The 23,577-nt window shown below is 68.9% G+C and carries 22 protein-coding genes; 10 read left to right on the top strand and 12 right to left on the bottom strand.

Features of this window, described 5'->3' with window-relative positions:
• Window positions 1-1,478 (top strand): chitosanase (locus PV762_RS06025; RefSeq protein WP_421034120.1); only part of this gene is annotated, 1,478 nt, incomplete at its 5' end.
• Window positions 1,479-1,531: 53 nt separating this feature from the next.
• On the opposite strand, the gene PV762_RS06020 is transcribed toward PV762_RS06025, so the two are convergent.
• Window positions 1,532-2,281, bottom strand: a complete 750-nt coding sequence (locus PV762_RS06020) for an NmrA family NAD(P)-binding protein (RefSeq protein WP_421034119.1) — start codon at window positions 2,279-2,281, stop codon at window positions 1,532-1,534.
• Window positions 2,242-2,394 (bottom strand): hypothetical protein, encoded by a 153-nt coding sequence (locus PV762_RS06015; protein WP_421034118.1) that lies wholly within the window; start codon window positions 2,392-2,394, stop codon window positions 2,242-2,244. Before PV762_RS06015 ends, PV762_RS06020 begins: the two co-directional genes overlap by 40 nt.
• A 217-nt stretch (window positions 2,395-2,611) precedes the next feature.
• Here PV762_RS06015 and PV762_RS06010 point away from each other — a divergent pair, with 217 nt between their 5' ends.
• Complete coding sequence (locus tag PV762_RS06010) at window positions 2,612-2,911, top strand: hypothetical protein (protein ID WP_421034117.1); 300 nt, start codon at window positions 2,612-2,614, stop codon at window positions 2,909-2,911.
• 26 nt (window positions 2,912-2,937) lie between these two features.
• On the top strand, window positions 2,938-3,135 hold the full coding sequence (locus PV762_RS06005; RefSeq protein ID WP_421034116.1) for a hypothetical protein: 198 nt from the start codon (window positions 2,938-2,940) through the stop codon (window positions 3,133-3,135).
• A 21-nt stretch (window positions 3,136-3,156) separates the two neighbouring features.
• On the opposite strand, the gene PV762_RS06000 is transcribed toward PV762_RS06005, so the two are convergent.
• Entirely contained in the window at window positions 3,157-4,449 is a 1,293-nt protein-coding gene (locus tag PV762_RS06000) for a hypothetical protein (RefSeq protein ID WP_421034115.1), read from the bottom strand.
• Window positions 4,450-4,735: 286 nt separating this feature from the next.
• On the opposite strand from PV762_RS06000, the gene PV762_RS05995 reads away from it, so the two are divergent.
• Entirely contained in the window at window positions 4,736-5,023 is a 288-nt protein-coding gene (locus tag PV762_RS05995; protein ID WP_421034114.1) for a hypothetical protein, read from the top strand.
• 107 nt (window positions 5,024-5,130) lie between these two features.
• Here the strand turns inward: PV762_RS05995 and PV762_RS05990 are convergent, their stop codons facing one another.
• Window positions 5,131-6,204: a hypothetical protein gene (locus PV762_RS05990; RefSeq protein ID WP_421034113.1), complete on the bottom strand. Its 1,074-nt coding sequence runs from the start codon at window positions 6,202-6,204 to the stop codon at window positions 5,131-5,133.
• Window positions 6,205-6,397: 193 nt separating this feature from the next.
• Window positions 6,398-6,706 (bottom strand): hypothetical protein, encoded by a 309-nt coding sequence (locus tag PV762_RS05985; protein WP_421034112.1) that lies wholly within the window; start codon window positions 6,704-6,706, stop codon window positions 6,398-6,400.
• 127 nt (window positions 6,707-6,833) lie between these two features.
• Here PV762_RS05985 and PV762_RS05980 point away from each other — a divergent pair, with 127 nt between their 5' ends.
• Window positions 6,834-7,526, top strand: a complete 693-nt coding sequence (locus tag PV762_RS05980) for an aspartate/glutamate racemase family protein (RefSeq protein ID WP_421034111.1) — start codon at window positions 6,834-6,836, stop codon at window positions 7,524-7,526.
• A gap of 12 nt (window positions 7,527-7,538) precedes the next feature.
• On the opposite strand, the gene PV762_RS05975 is transcribed toward PV762_RS05980, so the two are convergent.
• Window positions 7,539-8,540 (bottom strand): ABC transporter substrate-binding protein, encoded by a 1,002-nt coding sequence (locus tag PV762_RS05975; protein WP_421034110.1) that lies wholly within the window; start codon window positions 8,538-8,540, stop codon window positions 7,539-7,541.
• A 74-nt stretch (window positions 8,541-8,614) separates the two neighbouring features.
• Window positions 8,615-9,700: an LLM class flavin-dependent oxidoreductase gene (locus PV762_RS05970; RefSeq protein ID WP_421034109.1), complete on the bottom strand. Its 1,086-nt coding sequence runs from the start codon at window positions 9,698-9,700 to the stop codon at window positions 8,615-8,617.
• 134 nt (window positions 9,701-9,834) lie between these two features.
• Between PV762_RS05970 and PV762_RS05965 the strand changes: the two genes are divergently transcribed.
• Window positions 9,835-10,410, top strand: a complete 576-nt coding sequence (locus tag PV762_RS05965; protein WP_421034108.1) for a cysteine dioxygenase — start codon at window positions 9,835-9,837, stop codon at window positions 10,408-10,410.
• 24 nt (window positions 10,411-10,434) lie between these two features.
• Here PV762_RS05965 and PV762_RS05960 read toward each other — a convergent pair whose 3' ends face one another.
• Window positions 10,435-12,060 carry an ATP-binding protein gene (locus PV762_RS05960; RefSeq protein ID WP_421034107.1) on the bottom strand — a complete coding sequence of 542 codons (1,626 nt, stop codon included), beginning with the start codon at window positions 12,058-12,060 and terminating at the stop codon, window positions 10,435-10,437.
• Window positions 12,061-12,631: 571 nt separating this feature from the next.
• On the opposite strand from PV762_RS05960, the gene PV762_RS05955 reads away from it, so the two are divergent.
• Together PV762_RS05955 and PV762_RS05950 are read left to right on the top strand one after the other, a co-directional pair.
• Window positions 12,632-16,009 (top strand): alpha-1,6-glucosidase domain-containing protein, encoded by a 3,378-nt coding sequence (locus tag PV762_RS05955; protein ID WP_421034106.1) that lies wholly within the window; start codon window positions 12,632-12,634, stop codon window positions 16,007-16,009.
• 11 nt (window positions 16,010-16,020) lie between these two features.
• Window positions 16,021-16,623, top strand: a complete 603-nt coding sequence (locus PV762_RS05950; protein WP_421034105.1) for a PEP-CTERM sorting domain-containing protein — start codon at window positions 16,021-16,023, stop codon at window positions 16,621-16,623.
• A 21-nt stretch (window positions 16,624-16,644) separates the two neighbouring features.
• Here PV762_RS05950 and PV762_RS05945 read toward each other — a convergent pair whose 3' ends face one another.
• The 3 genes from PV762_RS05945 to PV762_RS05935 all read right to left on the bottom strand — a co-directional run bounded on the left by PV762_RS05945 (window position 16,645) and on the right by PV762_RS05935 (window position 18,386).
• A complete protein-coding gene (locus tag PV762_RS05945) occupies window positions 16,645-17,550 on the bottom strand; it encodes an OmpA family protein (RefSeq protein WP_421034104.1) in 906 nt (301 codons plus the stop codon).
• A gap of 29 nt (window positions 17,551-17,579) precedes the next feature.
• Window positions 17,580-17,966: a DUF4398 domain-containing protein gene (locus PV762_RS05940; RefSeq protein ID WP_421034103.1), complete on the bottom strand. Its 387-nt coding sequence runs from the start codon at window positions 17,964-17,966 to the stop codon at window positions 17,580-17,582.
• 183 nt (window positions 17,967-18,149) lie between these two features.
• Window positions 18,150-18,386 carry a hypothetical protein gene (locus PV762_RS05935; protein WP_421034102.1) on the bottom strand — a complete coding sequence of 79 codons (237 nt, stop codon included), beginning with the start codon at window positions 18,384-18,386 and terminating at the stop codon, window positions 18,150-18,152.
• 480 nt (window positions 18,387-18,866) lie between these two features.
• On the opposite strand from PV762_RS05935, the gene PV762_RS05930 reads away from it, so the two are divergent.
• On the top strand, window positions 18,867-20,045 hold the full coding sequence (locus PV762_RS05930; RefSeq protein ID WP_421034101.1) for an ATP-binding protein: 1,179 nt from the start codon (window positions 18,867-18,869) through the stop codon (window positions 20,043-20,045).
• 43 nt (window positions 20,046-20,088) lie between these two features.
• Here PV762_RS05930 and PV762_RS05925 read toward each other — a convergent pair whose 3' ends face one another.
• A complete protein-coding gene (locus PV762_RS05925) occupies window positions 20,089-22,536 on the bottom strand; it encodes a catalase (protein ID WP_421034100.1) in 2,448 nt (815 codons plus the stop codon).
• A 471-nt stretch (window positions 22,537-23,007) separates the two neighbouring features.
• Here PV762_RS05925 and PV762_RS05920 point away from each other — a divergent pair, with 471 nt between their 5' ends.
• On the top strand, window positions 23,008-23,574 hold the full coding sequence (locus tag PV762_RS05920; RefSeq protein ID WP_421034099.1) for a hypothetical protein: 567 nt from the start codon (window positions 23,008-23,010) through the stop codon (window positions 23,572-23,574).
• The last annotated feature ends 3 nt before the right edge of the window (window positions 23,575-23,577 follow it).

Raw genomic sequence — 23,577 nt, 5'->3', positions numbered from 1 at the left:
CCTTCCCCGCCGCTCCGCGGCCTCCGCGTGCCTCGACTCTCCTGACCGCGCCGGCGCTGCTGGCGGTCGCCAGCGCCTGCCTGACCGCCTGCGGCGGCGGGGGCGGCGACGACGGCAAGAGCGTCTTTGCGCAGTCGGCCGAGGTCGCGGCGTCGGCCGCGTCCGATGCCGCCAGCGAGAACGCGCCGGACGCGCGCGCCCTCGCCGCCGGCGCCGTCACGGTCGCCGCGGGCATCTACACGATCGAGTCCGGCGAGTCCGGCCTGTGCCTGGACCTGTCCGGCAACACGCGCGCCGACGGCGCGAAACTGCAGCAGAGCGGTTGCGGCACGCAGACGACGCAGCGCTTCGAGCTGCGCGCCGACACGGGCGGCAGCTACCGCCTGGTCAGCGTGGCCAGCGGCAAGTCGCTGGACGTGACCGACGTCTCGACGGGCAACGGCGCGCTGATCCAACAATGGGCGACGGCGCCGACGGACAACCAGCGCTTCCTGCTCGCGCCGTCCGCCGACGGCTACACGTTGAAGGCGCGCCACAGCGGCAAGTGCGTCGACGTGAAGGACCATTCGATGGCCGCCGGCGGCGCGATCCAGCAGTGGGACTGCACCGGCGGCGCGAACCAGCGCTGGAAGCTGAAGGCGGTCGGCGCCCCCGCGCCCGCTCCGTCGCCGGCCCCTGCGCCTTCCCCAGCGCCTGCGCCTTCTCCAGCCCCCGCGCCCTCCCCGGCACCGGCACCTTCGCCGGCCCCTGCGCCGGCTCCGGCGCCATCGGCTGGCCTGTCCGACCCGAAGGCCAAGGACATCGCGATGCAGATCGTCTCCAGCGCGGAGAACTCGTCGCTGGACTGGAAGGCGCAGTACCGCTACATCGAGGACATCCGCGACGGCCGCGGCTACACGGCCGGCATCATCGGGTTCTGCTCGGGCACCGGCGACATGCTGGAGCTGGTCCAGTACTACAACTCGGTGAAGCCGAACAACGTGCTGGCGAAGTACCTGAACGCGTTGCGCTCGGTCAACGGCAGCGCCTCGCATGCGGGCCTCGATCCCAACTTCCAGGGCGACTGGAAGACGGCCGCGAGCGACACGGTGTTCCAGCAGGCGCAGGATCACGAGCGCGACCGGTCCTACTTCAATCCGTCGGTCCAGCAGGCCAAGAACGACGGGCTGCGGACGCTGGGCCAGTTCATCTACTACGACGCGATCGTGATGCACGGTCCCGGCAACAGCGGCGTGAGCTTCGGCGGCATCCGCAAGGCGGCGATGGCCAAGGCCAAGACGCCGGCGCAGGGCGGCAATGAGACGACCTACCTCAACGCCTTCCTCGACGCCCGCGTGGCGGCGATGAAAACGGAGGAAGCGCACAGCGACGTGAGCCGGGTCGAGACCGCGCAGCGCGTGTGGCTCAAGGCCGGGAACCTGGACCTGAAGACGCCGCTCAACTGGAAGGTGTACGGGGACAGCTTCTCGATCAAGTGATCGCGGACTGAAGCCGACCCGGCGTGACCCCGGTCCGAAGGACTGCGGTCACGCTACGGACGCGTCGCCTCGACCAGATCGCTCACGTACGCGTCGATCGTGACGCGTCCCTTGATGGACACCTCGGGCAGTTCGAGGCCGTCGAGCGTGGCGCCGGTCATGCGCGCATAGGACTCCGCCGCCGCCTGCGAGAACCCCAATCCGCGGAACGACGCCTCCCACTGCTCCCGGGGCGTGACGACCACGCGCACGTCCCGCTGCAGCGCCGCGGCGAACGCGGCGGCGACGTCGTTCGCGCAGTAGCGCTCGGGGCCCTCGACGTGCTGCACGCCCACATCGTCGAGCGACGACATCAGCCGGCGCGCCGCGATCTCGCCGAGATCGCGCGGGGCGGCCATCGGCAGTCGCAGGTCGGCAGGGAACAGCGAGACGAGCTCCCCGGACTCGCGCATCGCGTCGAGCTGCGCATCCCAGTTGCTCATGTAGAAGCCGGCGCGATTGATCGCCGCGGGAATCGGCTGGTGCTGCAGCCGCTCCTCGAGCTCCCAGAGCACATTCAAGTCGCCCAGGCGCTCGCCGCGACGGGCGCCGCTGGTCGACTCGGCCACCACCTTCTCGAGGCCGCTGTCCTTTAAGGCCTCGAGAAGACGCGCCACCGTGCGCCGCTCGGTCTTGTCGGTATCGCCGTCCACCGCCGCCGGCGGGTTGAGCAGGAACGCCCGCCGTCCCTGCCTGAACACGGCGCGCAGGGCATCGGGATCGTTCACGTCCGCCAGCGCGACCTGCGCGCCGGTGCCTTCCATCGCCACCCATGACCCTGGTCGTGCGTCACGACGATGACCTCCTGCTCCTCGCGCAGCAAGGCCTTCACCACTTCGGATCCCACATGCCCGAAGGAGCCCATGATGATCATCATCGTCGTGCTCCCTTCTGGTGACGTCCGACCGCGGAGCGGCCCAGACCGAACGGGGCAAGCGCGTTGCCTGCTCCCGTGCAGCGTCGCAATACGCGGCGACAATGGTCGCATGTCCAAAACGATGCGTGTGTTCTGTCTGCTGGCTGCTGCTGGGTTGATCTCCGCGTCGACAGGGCTCTACACCTCCACGACATGAAGAATCCCCGAGCCGCAAGCCATGCGTGACCCCTTGATCGACCCCGCGGGTCGCCCGCATATCAAGTGCCTCAAGTGCCGGGCCTTCGTCGTGTGGCCTTCTGAACTGCGGCCGGAAGACGCGGCGCTCCTCGGCGCCTTCGCACAGCAAGACCGACTGGAAGCCGCGAAGTACGCCGAGATGTACCTCGGCCTCGAACCGAGAGCGGCGAAATGCCTGGCCCTGCACCTGTCCGTCAACGACGCCTGCACCAGGTGCGGACGCACGGTCCCGAAGGGCGAGTCGCTGTGTGAGTGCCGCTCGGCCAATCTCAATTGGTAGCGGCGCTTCATTCCATTCGGCGATCCATGAACTGCAAGCTCTGCGGCCGCTCGCTGGACGAACCGGACGACCCGCTGTCGACCGACTGCGGCGGCGACTGCTGGGGATGCATCGGCGAAATCGAAGCGGAGCTGGAAGCCCTGCCATCCATGAGCCCGGAAACGGCATCGCCGCCGGATCCCGCGATGAACGCGAAAGCCGGCGGCGATGGAAGAGCCGGGTGAACCGGCTCGGCGAGGGCCGCGTCAGATCTTCATCGCTGCCAGCAGGCTGTCATGCGCGGCCTTGTTCATGCGGATGTCGAAGGGCAGGAACGTGAGCCGCTCGACAGCCGTGGTGCCCGTCGGATTCGACACGTAGTAGCCGCCGCCCAGCAGCGTGCCGTCCTTGATCAGCGCGCCGGTGTAGACGTTGCCGCCCAGCTCGAAGTAGATGCGGTACTGCACCGTCGAGCTCAGCGTCGCCGACACGGGACGCGGGCTCGTCGCCACCCAGACGGACACGCCGTCGACGGTGCGGACCGCGCCGTCGGCCAGGTGGTAGGTCGTGCCATCGCTGTTGGACACGATGCCAGCGGTCATCGCGGCCGTCAGCGTCATGCCCGTGCGGCACGGCGTGACCGCGGCGCCGGTGGTCGCCGTCGTGCAGTCGAAGACGTTGTAGCGGTCGCCCTTGTTCGTCTGCGCGAACTTGAGGTAGCTCGAGCCCGCCGCATACGTGGCCGTCGCGTTCAGGATGTTCGCGTTCGAGAAGAACGAGTTGTGGAAGTGCGCAAAGTCCGCCGGCGCCGAGCTGACCAGGCCGGTCAGCGGCACGGTCTCGTAGTTGCTGCGGACCTCGGAGTACGCCACCGTGGTGTTGTCCACGGCCAGCGAGTCGACGCGCACGTCGCTGCTGACGTAGGTCACCTTGCTCGATGCTCCGACGACCAGCACCGCGCCGCCCTTGAGCACCCGCGTCGGCGACGACGGAGCGGGCAGCGCCAGCGTGGTCGTGAGGTTGCGGGCCGCGCTCTGCGCGTTGGTCTGCGGACCGTTCGTCAGCGGCGACGCCGACATCAGGCCGTAGTCCGAGTAGGCGTAGTTGACGCCGCTGGTCTGACCGCCCGCGTAGTTCAGGTTCCAGTGCAGGTAGTAGCTGCCCGCGGCGGGCGACAGGATCAGGTTCTCGAAGGCCTGCTGGTTGGCGCTCAGCTGCAGCGTCAGCTGCGCGGCCGAGCTCGTGACGCTGCCCGACGAGTTCGTCACCACGACCGTGTACTTCGCGCCGCTGTCCGCGGACGTGACCGCCGGCGTCTGGTACGACGCGCTCGTGGCGCCCGCGATGGCCACGCCGTTCTTCTGCCATTGGTACCCGAGACCGGCGCCCGTGGCCACGACCGTGAACATCGTCGTGCCATCGCTCAGCACGGTGGCATTCATCGGCTGCGTGGCGATGACCGGCGCCGGGCCGTCGTCCGAACCGCCTCCGCCGCAGGCTGCGACCAGGACCGACAGGGCTGCCAATGCGGCGGCGTTCTTGCACTTCACTGAGACCATGAGGTCCTCCTCCCGTTGAATTCGTTGCCTGGCGGTCCATCGACGGGACCGCTCCGGCGTTTTGGCGGCGGCGAGTATAGGAGGCGCATATCGCCCATCCTGAGAGGCAGGTGCGCACTATTTCTCTTTGTGTTGAGTATGTGAAGCCGTGCAAACTCTTTCGACGTCCGCGCTCGTCAAGACCGCGTTAGCACCGCAAAGACAAAGGTAAAGGCGGAAGGAAAGACAACGGAAAGGCACAGCGCTTGCCGTGCTGGTTCATCCACCAACATCGTTGAGGAAAGCCATGAGGACATCTCTTCTCAGGAACGCGGCGCTCATCGCCGCATGCGCCGCCATGACGGTCGGTTGTGCAACACGTGACGCGCGCAATGCGGGCGTGGGCGCCGTCGGCGGCGCGGTCGTCGGAGCCGTGGCCGGCGGCAGTGCCGTGACCGGCGCCGTGGTCGGCGCGGTCGCAGGCGCCGTCATCGGTCGACTGCTCGTCGACGGTCGCGAGCGCGAGGTCTACTCGGACGGCAACGGCGGTCGGTATTGGGTCGACGAGGACGGCCGGCGTCGCCCGGTCCGTTGACGATTGTCGAAAGACCGGTCCTTGGACCGTTGTCCCCAGACCTTTCAGCGAGCCGCCGACGCCGGCCTTCCCAGGCCGACGCCGGCGATCCCCTGATCAGTGCCTGATCAGATCTTCATCGCCGCCGCGATGCTGTCGTGCGCGGCCTTGTTCATGCGGATGTCGAAGGGCAGGAAGGTGATCCGCTGAGCGACCGTGGTGCCAGCCGGATTCGACACGTAGTAGCTGTCGCCCATCAGCGCGCCGTCCTTGGTCAGTCCGCCGGTGTAGACGTTGCCGTTCAGCTCGAAGTAGACGCGGTACTGCACCGTCGAGGTCATCGTGGCCGACTGCGGACGCGGATTGGTCGCCACCCAGACCGGCACGCCGTCGACCGTGGTGATGGTGCCGTTGGCCAGGCGGTACGTGGTGCCGTCGCTGTTGGACGTGATGCCGGCGGTGAGCGCGGCCGTCAGCGTCGTGGCGGTGCGGCACGGCGTGATGTTGGTGCCGGTGGTCGCCGTCGTGCAGTCGAAGGCGTTGTAGCGGTCGCCCTTGTTGGTCTGGTCGAACTTCAGGTAAGCGGCGCCGGGCAGATACGTCGCGGTCGCGTCGAGCACGTTGGCGTTCGAGAAGAACGAGTTGTGGAAGTGCGCGAAGTCCGCCGGCGCCGACTTGACGAGGCCGGTCAACGCCACGGTTTCGTAGTTGCTGCGGATCTCGGAGAACACCACGGTGACGCCGTCCGCGGCGAGCGAATCCACAAGCACGTCATCGCCGACGTACGACACCGTGCTGGTCCTGCTGGCGACCAGGACGGCGCCGTTCTTCAGTACGCGCGTCGCGCCCGGCGTGGGCAGCGCCAGCGTGCTGGTGATGTTGTGCGGAGCGCTCTGCGGGCTGGGCTGCGGACCGCTCGTCAACGGCGACGCCGTCAGCAGGCCGAAGTCCGAGAACGCATAGCTCACGCCGGCGGTCTGCGCGCCGGAGTAGTTCAGGTTCCAGTGCAGGAAGTAGCTGCCCTCGGCGGGTGCCAGGACGAAGCTTTCGAAGATCTGCTGGTTGGCGCTGAGCGTCGCCGGAACCGACGAGGCCCGGGCGGTCGAATCAGAGCCGGCGTCGCCACCGCCGCCGCAAGCCGCCACGATGAAAGTCGAGATCGCCGCCAGGATGGCGGCATGCGTGCGCTTCGCTGAAATCATGGGTTCCTCCCCGTTGAAAGATCGGTTGCCGAGGCCTTCTGAACGGGGCCGCTCCGGCGTGATGGACGCGGAGTATAGGAGCGGGTCATGCCGTGTTGATGGCAATCGCACAGCCGTTAATTCTCCATGGCGGGCAGCATCCGTCGGCGCTTGCTGGCGAGCCCTGCTACCCGCCGGTGATGAGGACCATCGATCAGCGCCTGCGGTCCGGCACCTTCTTCGCAGTCTGGCCGTCCCATTCACAGCTGGCGCCCATGAACGCCGAACATTGCCCGTTGTCGGTGATGGTGACCTGCTTTCCAAGCTTGTCGCCCTTGAGGTGGCCCTCCGGGGCATCTTCGAGCCGGTAGCGGATGCAGGATTTCAGCTGTTCGCTCTTGGCGCTCCTCGTCTTTTCAAGCAAGACCTGACGCTTCTGCAGGCATTCGAGCATGGCGGCATCGTCCGGCATCGAGTTGCAGGTGCCCTGCGCAGCGGCAATGAGCGGGAACAACAGGCACAAGGTCGGAAGGAGGCGCATGCGACGTCTGAAGGAGGAAGCCAGGGAAGCCAGGGAAGCGCGGGTGTATCTGTCACGAGTGCTACCCTCGTGCGACATCAACCAAGGCCCACGTCGTGCCGGACCAGCAATGAAGCTCATTGGCATCCTGGGTGGCATGTCGGCCGCCTCGACGCAGACCTACTACCGCCAGATGTGCGAGATCACGCGCTGGCGGCTCGGCGGACTGCATTCACCGGAGCTGCTCATCCGGTCTCTCGACTTCGCGAACATCGAGCGGCTGCAGGCCGCGGGACGCTGGGAGGACGCCGGCGAGATCCTGAACGCGGAGGCCAAGGCGCTGGAACGCGGCGGCGCGGACTTCATCGTCCTGGCGACGAACACGATGCACAAGCTGGCCGACCAGATGATGGGCGGCGTGGGCATCCCGCTGCTGCACATCGCCGACGCCACGGCGGATCAGATCACGAAGTCGGCACTGAAGACGCCAGGCCTGATCGCCACTGCATTCACGATGGAGCAGACGTTCTACGTCGACCGCCTCAAGGCGGCCGGGCTTCAGCCCCTGATTCCCGGCGATGACGATCGCGCGGACGTGCATCGCATCATCTACGACGAGCTGTGCAAGGACATCACGACGAGCGACAGCCGTTCCCGATTCGAGGACGTCGCGCGCCGTCTCGTGGATCAGGGCGCGGATTGCATGATCCTCGGCTGCACGGAAGTCGGCATGCTGCTCGCCGCCGGCAACGTCTCCGTGCCCGTCTTCGATACGGCGCTCATCCATTGCGAAGCGGCGATCGAGTTCGCGTTGGCGCCCTGACCGCAGACCGGATCAGACCAGCGTGATGGTCGGCCGTACGTCCAGCCGCTGCTTGAGCAGCCCCACCTGCAGATAGAAATCCGCGCTGCGTTGCTGGTCCGCGAGCACCTGGTCGTCGAGCGCGATCCAGCGCGTGGCGCGGCGCTCGAACTGCAGGCGCGCGGCCGCGACCGGAATGCCGATGATGCGGGCCAGCGTCGCGGAGAACTCCGGCACGTGCTGGTAGGACCAGGCCTGCGCGCGCTTCACGCGTTGCGCGAAATCCGACAGCGCGCCGCGCTTGGTCGCGAGCGCCTTGTCGGTCGCCGCCAGGAAGCTCAGCCCCGACCACTGCCCTCGCCCGCTGACCAGTACGCGCGCGTGGCCGGCCGTTTCCGCCAGCGCGGTGTACGGCTCCCACGTCGCCCACGCGTCGAGCGAGCCCTGCGTCAGCGCGAGCTTCGCCTCCGCCGGCGGCAGGAAACGGACCTGCGCATCGTCCGGCTTCAAGCCCGCGGACGCGAGCGCCTTCAGCGCGATGAAGTGCCCGATCGAGCCGCGGTTCGTGCCGATGGACTTGCCCTTGAGATCGGCCGCCGTCTTGAACGGCGAGTCCGGCCGCACCAGCACCGCCGTGCCGTAGGCATCGGAGCGGTTCACCGCGAAGGCCTTGATGCGCGTGCCCGCCGCGATCGCGAACAGCAGCGGCGCGTCGCCGATCGGGCCGAAGTCGACGGCCTCCGCGTTGAGCGCCTCGGCCAGCGGCGCGGCGGCGGAGAACTCGCTCCATTGGATGTCGTAGGGCAGTTGGCGCAGCTCGTCCGCCGCTTCCAGCAGCGCGCGCAGGTTGCCTTTCTGGTCGCCGGCCTTCACCACCACGCGACCCTGCGCGCGCACGGAGCGCACGTACGGCACGGCCGCCAGCGCCGCGAGCGCGGCGCCTTGCGTCAGCGCGCGACGGCGCGAAGGGCCGTCGGCATCGATGGTGTCCTTGGAATCGTCGGCGCTGTCAGTGTGGTCGGCGTGGGAGCTCATGCGGTCCTCGAAGCGGAGAAAAGGGAGCGGAAAGAAGGAAGCGGAAAGAAATCAGCGGGAAAGAAGGGTCCGGTTCACGCGGCCCGGCGCTGCGCGAGCCGCTGCTCGACGAGCGCGCGCGTGCGCGGGATCAGCTCGCGGCCGTAGTCGATCGCGTCTTCCAGCGGATCGAAGCCGCGGACCAGGAAAGTCGTGACGCCGAGGTCGTAGTAGTCGAGCAGCGCCTCGGCCACCTGCTCCGGCGTGCCGACCAGCGCGGTGCTGTTATGCCGCGCGCCGGTCTCGCGCGCGATCTCGGTCCACAGCCGCTTGTCGACGCGGCTGCCCTTCTCCGCCGCCGCGAGCAGGCGCCGCGCACCCTCGCTCTGCTGCGGGCCGCCGCGGCTGTAGCCCGCCGCCACGCGCAAGCGGCGCGTGTCCTCCAGGATGCGCTCGGCGCGCGCCCAGGCGGCCGCCTCGGTGTCCGCGAGGATGGGTCGGAAGGAGACCGAGAAGCCGATGCTCCGCCCATGGCGCGCCGCCTCCGCGCGCACGCGACGCGTCAGGTCGGCGGTCTGCTCCAGCGATTCGCCCCAGAGCGCGTAGACGTCCGCATGCTTGCCGGCCACCGGCAGCGCCGCGTCGGACGCGCCGCCGAAGAACACCGGGATGTGCGGCTGCTGGCGCGGCTTGACCTCGCTGAAGCCTTGATCGAAGCGGTAGTGCGTGCCCTCGTGATCGAAGGGTTGGTCGCTGGTCCACAGGCGGCGCAGCAGGCCGACGTACTCGTCGGTGCGCTCGTAGCGCCGGTCGTGGTCGAGGTAGTCGCCGTCGCGGCGCTGCTCCGCGTCGGAGCCGCCAGAGATCACGTGCACCGCCAGCCGGCCGCCGGTGAACTGGTCGAGCGTCGCGAGCTCCCGCGCGGCCAGCGTCGGCGCGACGAAGCCGGGCCGGTGCGCAAGGAGAAAACCGATGCGCGAGGTGTGCGCCGCCGCATGCGCGATCGTGAGTTGCGCGCTCGGGCCGGTGGAATGGTGCGGCACCAGGATGCGGTCGAAGCCCGCCGCCTCATGCGCCCGGGCGAAGGCGCTCACGTAGTCCGGATCGACGACCGGCCCGCTGGCCGCGTGGATCTCGGAGGTCTTCTGCGACTGGATCATGCCGATGAATTGGATGCTCATGGTGGTGGCTCTGGGTAGGTCGGACAGCTCCAGACCGTAAAGACCCACGCCGTCACCCGCAAAGAACGAATCCGACTTTCCATGCTCGGAATGCAGGATTCACGGCTGCCAGGACGGCGCCCACACTTGGACGCATGAGCGCCCTTCTCCAGCCCGTGCCACCGGAGCCGTTGCAACGATTCATCGCCTCCAGCGAGGCGTTGATCGACAAGGGCTTGCGCGAGTCCGAGCTGCTCGCCGAGCTGCGCCCCTTGCTCGCCGAGCTCGTCGCGCGCGACGACTGGTTGCCGGAGACCCACGCGCAAGCGGGCGCTGATCGCTATCGGCAGTACCCGCTGCATGTCGACGCGCAGGGACGCTTCTCGGTCGTGTCCTTCGTCTGCGGACCGGGGCAGGCCACGCCCATCCATGACCACACGGTCTGGGGACTGATCGGCATGTTGCGCGGCGCGGAGGACTCGCAGGGCTACCGCTTCACGGGGCCGAACGAGCTCGTGGCGGACGGCCCGCCGGTGCGCTTGTCGCCGGGTCAGATCGAGGTGGTCTCGCCTCGCCTCGGCGACATCCACCGCGTCCACAACGCCGTCGAGGATCAGGTCTCCATCAGCATCCACGTCTACGGCGCCGACATCGGCCGCATCGAGCGATCGACCTACGACACCGACGGCACGCCGCATCGCTTCGTGTCGGGGTACTCGGCGCCGGGCTGACGGCCAAGGCCGCTGGCCCTCAGATCAGTCTGGCCGGTCCAGCACCGCGCGGACCGCGGCGGCGAGTTCGTCCAGCGTGAACGGCTTGCCCAACAGGTCCACGCCGGGATCGAGCACGCCGTTGTGCACGACCGCGTTGCGCGAGTAGCCGGTGGTGAACAGCACCCGCAGTCCCGGTCGGCGCCGGCGCGCCTCGTCGGCGAGCTTGCGGCCGTTCATGCCCGGCATCACGACGTCCGCGAAGACCAGCGCGATCTCGGGATGCGCGTCGAGCAGCTTGAGCGCCGCCTCGCCGCCGTCGGCTTCGAGCACGCGGTAGCCGAGCTCCGACAGCGCGTCGACCGAGGACGCGCGCACGGCGGGTTCGTCCTCGACCACCAGCACCGTTTCCTGGCCCTGCGACACGGACACCGGCGGCACGCGCTGCGACTCGATCTCTTCTTCCTGATCGTTGAGCAGGCGCGGCAGATAGATCTTCACCGTCGTGCCCTGACCGGGCTCGGAATAGATCTTCACGTGCCCGCCGGACTGCTTGACGAAGCCGTAGACCTGGCTGAGGCCCAGGCCGGTGCCGCGACCCACTTCCTTGGTCGTGAAGAAGGGATCGAAGGCCCGCGCCAGCACGTCCGGCGTCATGCCGCTGCCGGTGTCGGTCACCGCGACCATCACGTACTGCCCGGGCAGCACGCCCACCTGCTCGGCCACATAGCGCTCGTCGAGGTAGGCGTTGGCGGTCTCGATGGTCAGGCGACCGCCGTCGGGCATCGCGTCGCGCGCGTTGACCGCGAGGTTGAGGATCGCGCTCTCCAGCTGGTTGGGGTCGGCATGCGTGCGCCACAGGCCGCCGGCCTGCACGGCCTCCAGCGCGATGGCGCCGCCGATCGAGTGGCGCAGCAGGTCGGACATGCCCGCCACCAGCCGATTGGCGTTGAGCGCCTCGGGCCGCAGCGGCTGCTGGCGCGAGAAGGCGAGCAGCCGTTGCGTCAGTTGCGCCGCGCGCTGCGTGCCGTTGCGCGCGGCGTCGACGTAGCGCATGGCCTGCGGATCGTCCTTCAGGAACTTGCGCGCGAGCAGATCCAGGGAGCTGACCACCACGGCCAGCATGTTGTTGAAGTCGTGCGCGATGCCGCCGGTCAATTGACCCACCGCTTCCATCTTCTGCGACTGGCGCAGCGCCGCCTCGGTGCGCAGGCGCTGGTCCACCTCCTCCTGAACCCGGCGCTCGAGCGTCTCGTTGAGCTCGCGCAGTTCCTGGTCGGCGCGATGGCGACGGGTGACGTCCTGGAACAGCACGGCGACCTGGCGCCGCTCGACCGGCTCGATGCGGAAGGCGGAGAGTTCCAGGTAACGGCCGGTCCGTTCGAGCTCGCGCTCGAAGCGCACGGGAACGCCGGTGAGCAGGACCTTGCGGTAGATCTCGACCCAGGCGCCGGCTTCGTCCGGCACCATCTCGCGGACCTTCTGGCCGACGACGTTGTCGATGCCGGCGTTGGCGGCATAAGCCGGGTTGGCCAGCACATGCACGTAGTCGCTCAACGGGCCGTGCGGACCGTCGAGGAACTCGATGACGCAGTAGCCCTCGTCCATGCGCTCGAACAGCGTCTGGAACTGGGCGAGGTCGTTGGCGGGACGGCGCTGGTCTTCGGTCATGGCAGGCACTGGGGCGGGGCCCTTCCGGAGCGAAGGGGACGGCGGAGTATCGCCGCCGAAGACGACGCCTCGTCGCAAGGAACGGCGACCGCGCTGTCCCATAGGCGGTCCCCACCCTTCGCGAGCGCCAAGGGATGAAGCAAAACTACAGACATTTCGCCGAAGTCGTGGCTTTTTCACCAGCAAACGATCTAAATCGTGTCCCTGTCTTGCCCTTTGAAGCCACGCCTGTAATCCAACTCCGGGATTTCACCGTCACGGGATGTAGTTTTACTTCCCTAACATCCGACCACCTTGAGGAGGCACGGACATGCAGGCATGGGCTGACGGGTGGTCGCGCACGGCGCGACGGGTAGCGGGTGCTTTGACGATCAGGCTCGCGATCGGGTGGGCAGTCGGCGTGAGCGGATTGCTTTCCGCGTGCGGCGGCGGCGACGCCGGGATCGCATCGAAAGCCGGCACCAGCGCGGCGGCCGTCGACGAAAACGGAGTCGCACTCATCGCGGAAGTGCCGGCGAACACCGTGTCGGGCTCAAGCTCCGGCTCGACGTCCCGCGCGCGGGTGACCGCGGTGGCAACCCCTGACGCTCCCGCGACCTCGCTGCGCGTCCACTACCGCCGCGCCGACGGCAATCACGCCGGCTGGCAGATCCACACCTGGAACGCCGCCCAGAGCCCCAGCTGGAACGCGGGCTGGAACGCCGCGGGCAGTGACGACTTCGGCGTTTACTACGACGTCCCGCTCGCCGCCACGAGCGGCACCGTGGGCTTCCTCTTCCACAACGGCGACAACAAGGACAACGGCGGCGCGGACCAGAGCCTGGTGCTTCAAGCCGGCGCGAACGAGGTCTGGCGCCTGCAGGGCGACGGGACCAACTACCCGGGCAATCCGCTGCAACTGGCCACGCCCGACATCACGACGGTGCGGGTGCACTACAAGCGCTTCGACGGCGCCTACAACGCTTGGGGCCTGCACCTGTGGAACGGCAGCGGCCTGAACGCGGCCGCCCTGCCCGGCGGCGTCACCCTCGACAACTGGAGCCAGCCCGTCGCCTTCAGCGCGATGCCGGGGTATGCGGCCGGCAGCGACGAAGTCGTCTTCGACATCCCCGTGCTCAATCCGCAAGGCGATGCGAGCCGCAAGGGCCTGGAGTTCATCGTCCACGGCATGCCGCCCAACGAGAACGACAAGGACGGCCGCGACAACAACATCCGCGTCGAGTTCTCCGCGCTGACGATCCAGAACCAGGTCGGCCACGTGTGGCTGGTCGAGCGCGACGCGACGGTCTACACCGCCGCGCCGGACCTGCGCCAGGTGTCCAGCACCGATGCCCGCGCCGTGTGGCTCAACAAGACGCTCGTGAAGTGGCCGCGTATCGTTGCGCCCGCCCCTGGCACCGGCGCCGTGCGCCTGTACCACTCGGCGACGGGTCAGATCAGCGTCGCCGCCAACGCGCCGGTCAACGGCGCCGACGGCTTCATCACGCTGGACCCGTTCTCCGGCACCGTGCCGCCGGCCGACGCCTTGCGCTTCAAGTACGTGGCCAGCGGCGCGGTCTTCGCGGTCCGCGCGGCAGACGTCGCGCGACTGCCGGCACTGCATCAGCGGCAACTCGTGCTGGTCCAGGAGGACGCGGAGGGTCGCGTCCAGAATGCGACGACGGCGCAGATCGCCGGGGCGCTGGACGATCTCTACGCCGCCGCCAACGATGTCCCGGACCTGGGCGCCGTCGTCGCCAACGGTTCGACCTCCTTCAATCTGTGGGCGCCGACCGCGCAGGACGTGGCGCTCGTCCTGACGACGCCGATCGCCGGTTCGACGCTGACGCGCACGACCACCGAGCCGATGACGCGTGACGCCGCGACCGGCGTCTGGCGCCTGGGCAAGGCCGGCAGCCTGCAAGGCTCGACCTACCGCTACCAGGTGCAGGTCTTCGTGAAGGGCGTGGGGCTGGTGCGCAACCTCGTCGCCGATCCCTACTCGCTGGGCGTGACGCTCGGCGGCCAGCAGAGCGTGGTGATGGACCTGCAGTCCGCCGCGACCAAGCCCGCCGGCTGGGACGCCGGCGCGCCGCCCGCCACGGTGTCGGCGCCGTCGGACCTGAGCATCTACGAGCTGCACGTCCGCGACTTCTCCATCAACGACGCCACCGTGCCCGCCGCCCGCCGCGGCAAGTACCTGGCCTTCGCCGAGTCCGGCTCCAACGGCATGCGCCATCTGGGCGCCCTCGCCGCCGCGGGGCTCACCGACGTGCACCTGCTGCCGGTGTTCGACTTCGCCACCGTCAACGAGAAGGGCTGCGTCACGCCCTCGCCCGCCGGCGCGCCGGACGGCGAGTCGCAGCAGGCCGCCGTCGCCGCCACGGCCGGCACCGACTGCTTCAACTGGGGCTACGACCCGCAGCACTTCTCGACGCCGGAAGGCAGCTACTCGAGCAACGCGAACGACCCGCTCGCGCGCGTCGTCGAGTTCCGCCGCATGGTGCAGGCGCTCAACGCCGCCGGCCTGCGCGTCGGCATGGACCTGGTCTTCAACCACACCACCTCGTCGGGGCAGAACGCCACCTCGGTGCTCGACAAGGTCGTGCCCGACTACTACTTCCGCTACAACGCCGCCGGCGGCATCGAGCGCTCGACCTGCTGCGAGAACACGGCCTCCGAGAACCTCATGATGGCCAAGCTGATGATCGACTCGGCGGTCACGTGGACGCGGGACTACCGCATCAGCTCGCTGCGTTTCGACATCATGGGCCACCACCCGCGCGCCGTCATCGAGGCGCTGAAGGCCCGCGTGGGACAAGCCGCCGGCCGCGAGGTGCAGATCGTCGGCGAGGGCTGGAATTTCGGCGAGGTCGCCAACGGCGCGCGCTTCGTGCAGGCGGAGATGCTGTCGCTGAACGGCTCGGGCATCGGCAGCTTCAATCCGCTGATCCGTGACGCGGTGCGCGGCGGCGGCTGCTGCGATGCGGGCGAGGCGCTGCTTGCCAGCCAGGGCTACGTGAACGGCTTCTTCTACGACGGCAACGGTCACAACGGCGGCCAGACGCGCGGCGAGCTGATGTGGCAGGCGGACCGCCTCCGCGCGGCGCTGGCGGGTTCGATCCGGAGCTTCCAGATGCAGACGAGCTGGGACGCCGTGCTGCGCCTGGAGCAGATCGACGTCGGCGGCATTCCCGCGGGCTGGGTGCTGGAGCCGGGCGAGGTCGTCAACTACGTCGAGAACCACGACAACCTGACCCTGTTCGACAACAACGCGTTCCGCCTGCCTGCCGGCACCAGCCGCGAGGACCGCGCCCGCGTGCAGATCCTGGCGAACGCGATCAACGCGTTCAGCCAAGGGGTGGCCTATTTCCACGCCGGTACGGACACGCTGCGCAGCAAGTCGCTGGACCGCAACAGCTATGACAGCGGCGACTGGTTCAACCGGCTGGACTGGACCTACGCGGACAACAACTTCGGTGTGGGCCTGCCGCCGTCGCGCGACAACGCGGACAACTGGCCGTATGCGAAACCCTTGCTGGGGAATGCACTGATCAAGCCGGCCGCCGCGGACATCGCCTGGACGCGCGACGCCTTCCGCGACCTGCTGCGGATCCGCAAGAGCTCGACGCTGCTGCGGCTGCGCACGGCCGAGGACATCAAGGCGCGCCTGACCTTCCTGAACACGGGCGCCTCCCAGGAGGCGACGGTGCTGGTCGGCCGCCTGAACGGCGCCGGATATCCGGGCGCCAACTTCGACGAACTGGTCTACCTGATCAACGTCGACAAGACGGCGAAGGAACTGACGCTGCCTGCGCTGGCGGGACATGCGCTGGCGCTGCATCCCGTGCACACCGCGCCGGCCGCCGCGGACACGCGCGCCCGACAGGCCAGCTTCGATCGCGCCTCCGGCCGCTTCACCGTGCCGGCGCGCACGGCGGTCGTGTTCGTCGTCCCCGCCTCCCATTGAAAGCCGACATCATGAAGAGACTCCATCACTTCGCCGCCGCGTCCGTCGTGGCCGCCTCCGCCCTGCTGGGCCTCGCGAGCGCCCCCGTGCAGGCCACGCCCGTGGCCATCGATGTCGGCGGCGCGCAGAGCATCAACCTGCAGGGCGAAGCCGGCAACACGGTCTGGCTCATCGATGTCGGCGCGAACGCGGTGCTGAATTCGCTGTCCTGGTCGCTCGATCTGAACGCCTTCGCGCCGAGCGTGCTGTCGGAGATGCAGGTGAGCTTCGGCGGATCGAGCGGCTTGGACCTGCTCACGTTCGCGCCCGGCGGCGCGGACTTCGCGAGCGGCGCCGGCAGCTACAGCGGCTCGCTCGACCTGAGCCCGTTCGGGCTTAGCGTCGGCGCGGACGGTCTGCTGCGCCTTGAGTTCAGCGAGGCGTACAAGGACTTCGCGCTCGACGTCGCGGAAGGCGAATGGCTGCGAGGCAGCCTGACCTTCGACGTGACGGCGTCGGCGGTGCCGGAGCCGGGCACCGCGGCGCTGGTGCTGCTGGGGTTGGGGCTCATCGGCATCCGGACGCGCCGCGCCCACGCGCACGCGCAGACCGCGCGTCGGCATGTCGTCGGCTGAGGGCCATCGGCCCTCCCGCCCTCACTGCACCTTCACCGGACTCAACAACACCTCCACGCGCCGGTTCATCTGCCTGCCGGCCGCCGTCTCATTGGAGGCCACGGGCTGCGCGGATCCGTAGGAACGCGTGCTGAGCTGATCGTTGCGGACGCCCTGGCGGACCAGCGCGTTCAGCACCGCTTCCGCGCGCCGTTCCGACAGCGCGAGGTTGGACGCCTGGGAGCCGACGTTGTCCGTGTGCCCTTCGACGACCGCACCGCGCGTCGGATCGCGCTTGAGGTAGTCGACGAGCTTTCCCATGCTGCGGCCTCCCTCGGCGCTCAAGGTCGCTCGTCCGGTCTCGAACAACGTGTCGCCGAGCGTGAGCACCATGCCGCGATCGGTGCGGACCGCCTGCAGGTCGGTCAGCTGGGTCTCCAGCTCCCTCACCCGCACCTCCTTGTTCGCGAGCTCCGATTGATCGCGCGACATCCGCGTGTTCGCCGCGGTCAGCGCGACGTCCTGCCGGACGTTGTCGCGTCGCGATTGGGCCAGCTGCCGTTGGGCCGTCTCGGCTTCCTGCGTGCGCAGCATCAGGCGCTTCTGATCACGCTCGGCGGCGATGCGGTCCACCTGCGCCTGCGCGGCGCGGGACGTCGCAGCCTCCTGCGCAATGACGACGCGCTGTTGCGCGATGTAGGCCAGGTGGTCGATGTCCGCTTTGTCGGCGCCGGCCTTCGCCGCGGCGTCCGCCTGGGTCAACGCGGCGTCGGCGCGCATCAGCTCGTTCGGGGCGAGGCGGGTGACCTGCGGATCGGCGCGCACCGCGTCATGGCGCGCGTGCGCACGGTCCAGGGACGCATGGCGATCGGGCAAGGCGCCGCATGCCGCCAACGATGCGGCCAAGGTGGAAACGAGCAGGAGGTGGAGCGGGGTCAAGGCATTCATGGGGCGTCCTTCGATTCGATGGGGGCGGATCAACGCGGCGTGCGGCGGGCCGCCTCTTCGTCCAGGGCGCGCGCGGCGGCCTGCGATTCGGCCGAGGCCTGCTGCGAGCGCGCGGCCTGCGCGTGCGCCACCGCGGCCTGCGCGTCGACCTGGGCCTCGTCGGCCAGCCTGCGGGCGCCCACGTAGTCCTTGGCCGTCTGGGCCGCGCGTGCCGCGGTGAGCTTGCCGATGGCCAGCTGGAGTTGCGCGCCGGCAAGCTGCGCGGTGCCCGGCGTGTTGGCGCCCTGGACGGCCGCTTCGGCGACCGCCAGTTGGGCGACGGGATCCGGCGTGGTGGCGCAGGCGCCAAGCACCAGCGCAGCGAAGGTGATGAGCGTCAACGCGGCATGCCGCGTCGGCGAATGGGGGATGTTCATGGGGGTGCCTCCAAGGGCAGTGAGTCCCCAGCATGGGGCGAGCGACACGGCGCGTCTGTCCGGCGCCGTACGTAGCGGCCCGAAGAGCCTGCAGGCCGGGGCCTGGCGTTGAGGTCTGGCGCCAAGGTCTGGCGTTAAAGCCTGGCGCTGAGGCCACAGCCCCCTTGAGCGCCTGGCAGGACTTCAGTCGAAGCGCTTGACGTCGAGCGCCTGGCCGATCGACCAGATCACGGCGTGGCGCGCGCTCTCGTCGTCGGCCTTGCACACGCAGCCGGTCATCTCGAAGACCTTGGGGGCCATGTGGAAGGTGGCGATCCAGGTCAGGAAGCGGTCCCTCGCGATGACGTCGGCGCACACCTTGACGGATCGGCCCGTGTCTTCAAACGTGTGCTGGAAGTCGACCATCAGTGACTTGCTCATCGTCCGTTCCCCCGCAGCGCCTGGCTGACGCGAGGTCTGGGAGGCCCAGGTGCGCGTGCGGTCAGTGGCGCTGATTGAAGCACGGAAGCCTGAGCAGGCATCACCATTTTTTCCTGCGCATGCGAGAACCTCCTCCCGGCGTCTCCGGGCGTCCCCGGGCTCAAGTGACCGCATGACACCCTGCGTGTGGCAACCCACAGACCCCATGGCGCCGCGAGCTCAAGCTGCGACTGTCGCATCGCGTCATGTGCTCCACGTTTCCATGCCGTCGCAGATCACGGCGCCGCGCTTGAGTCCGGGCGATCCAGGACAGCGCCATCGGCGGATGCGACGGTCGCCCCCATCGGTCAGGCAGGACGTGGAGCTCGCGTCGATCGGCCCGGATTACCGATTCCATCGGTGTTCTCGGTCATCGTGACCGATGCCGCCGGGCACCGTCCTTGCGTAGGTCCTGGCCATGAATCTCGCCGAGACCACACCATGACCCTGCACCGCTCCGCTCACGGAGCCTGGCTGCAGGCCGACCTCGGCCTCGTGCTGGACCTGCTCACCGTGCGGGACAGCCAGTACGGCATTGTCTTCCTCGACACGGCCGGCTCGATCGTCGGCTGGACCGAAGGCGCTTACGCCGTCACCGGATTCGCCGCCGACGAGGTCGTGGGACAGAGCTTCGGGATCCTTTTCACTCCGGAGGACATCGCGGGCGGGCAGCATGTCCACGAACTCAACGCCTCTCGCACCCTGGGCGCCGCGGAGGACGAGCGCTGGCACGTGCGCCAGGACGGCTCGCGCTTCTGGGCCAGCGGACTGACGCTGCCGCTGTACGACGGCGGGACGCTGCACGGCTTCGCCAAGCTGTTCCGCGACGCGACGCATCTGCAGCTGCGCACCCTGCGGCTGGAGAACGAGGTCCAGCGTCTCACCGGGGAACGGCAGGCGCATGACCTCTTCCTCGCCACCATCGCGCACGAGTTGCGCAATCCGCTGCATCCGATGCGGCTGGCGACGCGCCTGCTGTCGCCGCCGTCCGAACCGGCGCGACAGGAGCAGGCCGTCAAGATCCTCAGCCGGCAGCTTGCCGTGATGGACCGGCTGGTCGAGGATCTGATCGACATGACGCGCGCGGGCCGTGGCAGGATGACCCTGAGCTATGACCGGGTGGATCTGCTGCAGTTGCTCCAGGACGCGATGGACGCCTGCAGGGACGCCGCCTCCGCCGCCGGCGTCGCGCTGATCGGCGTGCTGCCGCCGGCGCCGGTGCATGCGGAGGCCGATGGGGGCCGCCTCCTTCAGGTCGTGATGAACCTGCTGAACAACGCCATCAAGTTCACGCCGCGCGGCGGGCAGGTGTCGGTGCTGCTCAATGTGGACCAGTCGCACTTCGTGCTGAAGGTTCAGGACACGGGACAGGGGATCGGTGCCGATCTTCAGGTCCGCATCTTCGACATGTTCACGCAGGCCGACGGCGCGACGACCCGGCGCGGGGACGGCCTGGGCATCGGCCTGGCGCTGGTCAAGGAAATCGTCTCGCTGCATCACGGCACGGTGGAGGCCAAGAGCGAAGGCGCCGGGCAAGGTAGCGAGTTCCTCGTGCGTCTCCCGCTGGCGAGGCCGCCCCCCTTCGACGTCTCGGGACATCCGGTCGCGGCGCCAACGTGACATGCGGACCGGCGCCCTCGGGCGCCGGTGGAACTCCGTTGACTCAGACCTTCGGCGGGTCGGATTCGCGTTCGAAGTGGCGATGGGTCGCGAGGCCTTCGATCAGCGCCTTCACGCCTTCGGCCGCCGAGTCGCCGGTGATGAGGCCGGGGGTCATGGCGTCGGGTTCAAGCGCCGGTCCCAGGCCCGCGGCGCGCAGCAGCGAGACACCGGCCCCCAGGGCCAGGATCGGCTTGCAATGCCGGAACTGGTCGCGGATGAACTCGTAGACATGGGCGTCGCGGCCGAGGGCGCGGATCGCCTCCTCCCCGTCCGGCACGACCAGCGCATCGAACAGGAAACCGGGTTCGTTCTCCAGCGACACGTCCGCCTCGATCACCACGCCGTCGGCCGTCTTGACCGGTCCGATGCGCGGCGCCGCGAAGCGCGGCACCGCGCCTTGAGCGAACAGGGCGGCATGGACGTCCTTGGCGCCTTGTCCGATGACGCCGTCGGCCACCAGGATCACCACCTTGCGGCCGGCGATGGAGCCGTCGCCCGGACGCGCCAGCAGCGACAGCGACGGCGACCTGCGCACCTCCGGTTCCGGCGGGTTCTCGATGGCCAGGGGCATCGCCGGCGGCAGGGGCATGTTCAAGCCGTCGGCCACCTTTGCCGCCAGTTCTTCCGACGCGTTGCGCAGCGAGGACAGCATGCGCTCGCGGATCGCGGGCACCGTCACCTTGCTCAACTCGAATCGGAAGGCCGCGGCGATGTGGGCCTGCTCGGGCGGCGATTGGCTCTCGAAGAACAGGCGCGCCTGGTTGTAGTGCTCGGCGAAGAGTTCGGGCTTGGCGCGCACCTTGGCCTGCTCATCCGAGCCGCGCTGCCGCGCCGCCACGGAGGTGAAGCCCTGAGCCGCGCCCGCCTGGAACGGGCAGCCGCCGGCCAGCGAGTTGGGCTCGTAGGACACGCGCCCGCGCGGGATCGCCTGCCGATGCGCGCCGTCGCGCTGGTTGTTGTGCACCTGCGCGACCGGCGCGTTGATGGGGATCTCGTGGAAGTTGGGGCCGCCCAGGCGCGTGATCTGCGTATCCACGTAGGAGTGGATGCGCCCCGCCAGCAGCGGGTCGTTGCTGAAGTCGATCCCCGGGATCACGTGCGCGGTGCAGTAGGCGACCTGCTCCGTCTCGGCAAAGAAGTTGTCCGGATTGCGGTTCAGCACCATGCGCCCGATGGGACGCACCGGCACCAGTTCCTCCGGGACGATCTTGGTGGCGTCGAGGATGTCGAAGCTGAAGGCGTCCGCCTGCTCCTCGGTGAAGACCTGAACGCCGAGCTCGTACTCGGGGAACGCGCCCGACTCGATGCGCTCCCAGAGGTCGCGGCGGTGATAGTCCGGGTCGGCGCCGGAGATCTTCACCGCCTCGTCCCAGACCAGCGAGTGCGTGCCGGCCTTGGGCGTCCAGTGGAACTTCACGAACACGCTGTCGCCGGCCTCGTTGACGAAGCGGTAGGTGTGGACGCCGAAGCCCTGCATCGTCGCGTAGGAACGCGGGATCCCGCGGTCGCTCATCACCCACATCAGCATGTGCGTGGACTCGGGCATCAGCGACACGAAGTCCCAGAAGGTGTCGTGCGCGCTGGCGGCCTCGGGCATGTGGTGGTGCGGCTCGGGTTTCACCGCGTGGACGAGGTCGGGGAACTTCATCGCGTCCTGGATGAAGAACACCGGCATGTTGTTGCCGACCAGGTCCCAGTTGCCTTCGTCGGTGTAGAACTTGACGGCGAAGCCGCGCACGTCGCGCGCCGTGTCCTTGCTGCCGGCGCCGCCCTGCACGGTGGAGAAGCGCACGAACACGGGCGTCTGCTTGCCCGCCTCCTTGAACGGCGCCGCCTTGGTGAGGTCGGTGATCGCGTCGTAGCACTCGAAGAAGCCGTGGGCGGCGGAACCGCGCGCATGCACGATGCGCTCGGGGATGCGCTCGTGGTCGAAGTGGGTGATCTTCTCGCGGAGGATGAAGTCCTCCAGCAGCACCGGGCCGCGCGGACCGGCCTTCAGCGAGTTCTGGTTGTCGGCGATGCGCACGCCTTGGTTGGTCGTCAGTGCCTGGCCCGAGGAGTCGACACGCACGCGGTCCAGCGGCGCGATCGTTGCGTTGCGGCCTTCGGGGGCCTGCGTGCCGACCTTGTCGTTGGTCTGGCGCTCGGACAGCGTGCTGCCCAGCGGCACGCGCGACGGCGGCGTGGCGGTCGCACCGGCCTGAGGCGTGACGCCCTGGTCGAAGCCGTGCTCGCCGGCCTTGTTGGCGTTGAACGGGAAGGCAGCGGCCAACTGGCCGGTCTCGACGGACTTCTGCAGCGCGACGTCGCCGCCGTCATCGGTCGGCGCGGTGGCGGGAGCGCTGTCGGTGTTGCGGGCGGCGGCCTTCGAGCCGGCGTCGCCCGGGGCGTTGCTGGCGGCCGATCCCTTGCGGGAAGGGGAAGCGGGCGGAGTGGGTGATTTAGGCATGGTCGTCCTCGTGGTTCTGCGGAAAGTCCGACGGCATGCGGCAGATACCGTTCCTGCCGCGCGCGTCGACACCGGCAGCACCGCTCGTGGTCCTGCCTCCAAGTGACCGGCTCACGGCGCGGCGGTTTGCTCGAGTTCGACGAGGAGTGCCGCCCTTCGAACGCTCAACTCGTCGCCAAGCGGGCACCGATGTCCGGCGGAGTTCCCGCGACCGGTAATCGACACCGATACCCCGTAACCGTAGAGAGAACTTCCCGAGACGCCCTGCGCCGGATGTGCCGCGCCTCATAGGTAAACGGTCCTTGCGCGCAGGCATCGACAAGCGGGGGCCCGGTATGCCTTGTCCAGGCATGCGGGCTCCACCGGCCTCTTCGACCAGCAGGACCTGCTTCCCCGCTCGTATCGTCATGGACCCCGTCGCCGTCTTCTCTCCCCCGCTTCCGTCCCGCTTTTTCGAACAAGGAACTCTTCATGAACACGACCCCCACCACGACCAGCATCGCCGCCGCGGGCACCTCCCCCGCGAAGGACCGTCTGGTCACCGGCCTCTTCCCCGATCGCGCGAGCGCGGAGTCCGCCTACAGCGCGGCCAATGATCGCGGCTACGAGCCCAAGGACATCGATCTGGTCATGTCCGACGACACACGCCAGCGCCACTTCGGCGAATCGAGCGTCGAGACCGAACTCGGCAACAAGGCCGCGGAGGGCGCCGGCATCGGCGGCGCCATCGGCGGTACCGTGGGCGCGATCGCCGCGGCGGTCGCCGCCGTCGGAACCAGTCTGGTACTGCCGGGCCTGGGCTTGATCATCGCGGGGCCGCTCGCCGCGGCCGCCGCAGGTGCGGGCGCCGGTGCGGCCGGCGGCGGCCTGATCGGCGCGCTGATCGGCTGGAACATGCCGGAGGAACGCGTCAAGCAATACGAGGAAGGCGTGCGCAACGGCGGCATCCTGATGGGCCTGCGCGCGAAGAACGACGAGGACGCGGCGCATTTCGAGCGCAGCTGGGCCGCGGCCGACGGCCAGAACGTGGCCCGGTGATGG

The organism is Mitsuaria sp. CC2, from assembly GCF_048957715.1.
Taxonomy (GTDB): Bacteria; Pseudomonadota; Gammaproteobacteria; order Burkholderiales; family Burkholderiaceae_C; genus Roseateles.
This window is presented reverse-complemented; position numbering and strand designations above follow the sequence as displayed.

Coding starts and splice junctions, on each gene's coding strand:
- PV762_RS05970 (WP_421034109.1), bottom strand. CDS start 9,700: ATGAGCATCCAATTCATCGGCATGATCCAGTCGCAGAAGACCTCCGAG.
- PV762_RS06020 (WP_421034119.1), bottom strand. CDS start 2,281: ATGGAAGGCACCGGCGCGCAGGTCGCGCTGGCGGACGTGAACGATCCC.
- PV762_RS05990 (WP_421034113.1), bottom strand. CDS start 6,204: ATGATTTCAGCGAAGCGCACGCATGCCGCCATCCTGGCGGCGATCTCG.
- PV762_RS06005 (WP_421034116.1), top strand. CDS start 2,938: ATGAACTGCAAGCTCTGCGGCCGCTCGCTGGACGAACCGGACGACCCG.
- PV762_RS06000 (WP_421034115.1), bottom strand. CDS start 4,449: ATGGTCTCAGTGAAGTGCAAGAACGCCGCCGCATTGGCAGCCCTGTCG.
- PV762_RS06010 (WP_421034117.1), top strand. CDS start 2,612: ATGCGTGACCCCTTGATCGACCCCGCGGGTCGCCCGCATATCAAGTGC.
- PV762_RS05930 (WP_421034101.1), top strand. CDS start 18,867: ATGACCCTGCACCGCTCCGCTCACGGAGCCTGGCTGCAGGCCGACCTC.
- PV762_RS05920 (WP_421034099.1), top strand. CDS start 23,008: ATGAACACGACCCCCACCACGACCAGCATCGCCGCCGCGGGCACCTCC.
- PV762_RS05995 (WP_421034114.1), top strand. CDS start 4,736: ATGAGGACATCTCTTCTCAGGAACGCGGCGCTCATCGCCGCATGCGCC.
- PV762_RS05925 (WP_421034100.1), bottom strand. CDS start 22,536: ATGCCTAAATCACCCACTCCGCCCGCTTCCCCTTCCCGCAAGGGATCG.
- PV762_RS05935 (WP_421034102.1), bottom strand. CDS start 18,386: ATGAGCAAGTCACTGATGGTCGACTTCCAGCACACGTTTGAAGACACG.
- PV762_RS05940 (WP_421034103.1), bottom strand. CDS start 17,966: ATGAACATCCCCCATTCGCCGACGCGGCATGCCGCGTTGACGCTCATC.
- PV762_RS05975 (WP_421034110.1), bottom strand. CDS start 8,540: ATGAGCTCCCACGCCGACCACACTGACAGCGCCGACGATTCCAAGGAC.
- PV762_RS06015 (WP_421034118.1), bottom strand. CDS start 2,394: ATGATGATCATCATGGGCTCCTTCGGGCATGTGGGATCCGAAGTGGTG.
- PV762_RS05945 (WP_421034104.1), bottom strand. CDS start 17,550: ATGAATGCCTTGACCCCGCTCCACCTCCTGCTCGTTTCCACCTTGGCC.
- PV762_RS05980 (WP_421034111.1), top strand. CDS start 6,834: ATGAAGCTCATTGGCATCCTGGGTGGCATGTCGGCCGCCTCGACGCAG.
- PV762_RS05965 (WP_421034108.1), top strand. CDS start 9,835: ATGAGCGCCCTTCTCCAGCCCGTGCCACCGGAGCCGTTGCAACGATTC.
- PV762_RS05960 (WP_421034107.1), bottom strand. CDS start 12,060: ATGACCGAAGACCAGCGCCGTCCCGCCAACGACCTCGCCCAGTTCCAG.
- PV762_RS05950 (WP_421034105.1), top strand. CDS start 16,021: ATGAAGAGACTCCATCACTTCGCCGCCGCGTCCGTCGTGGCCGCCTCC.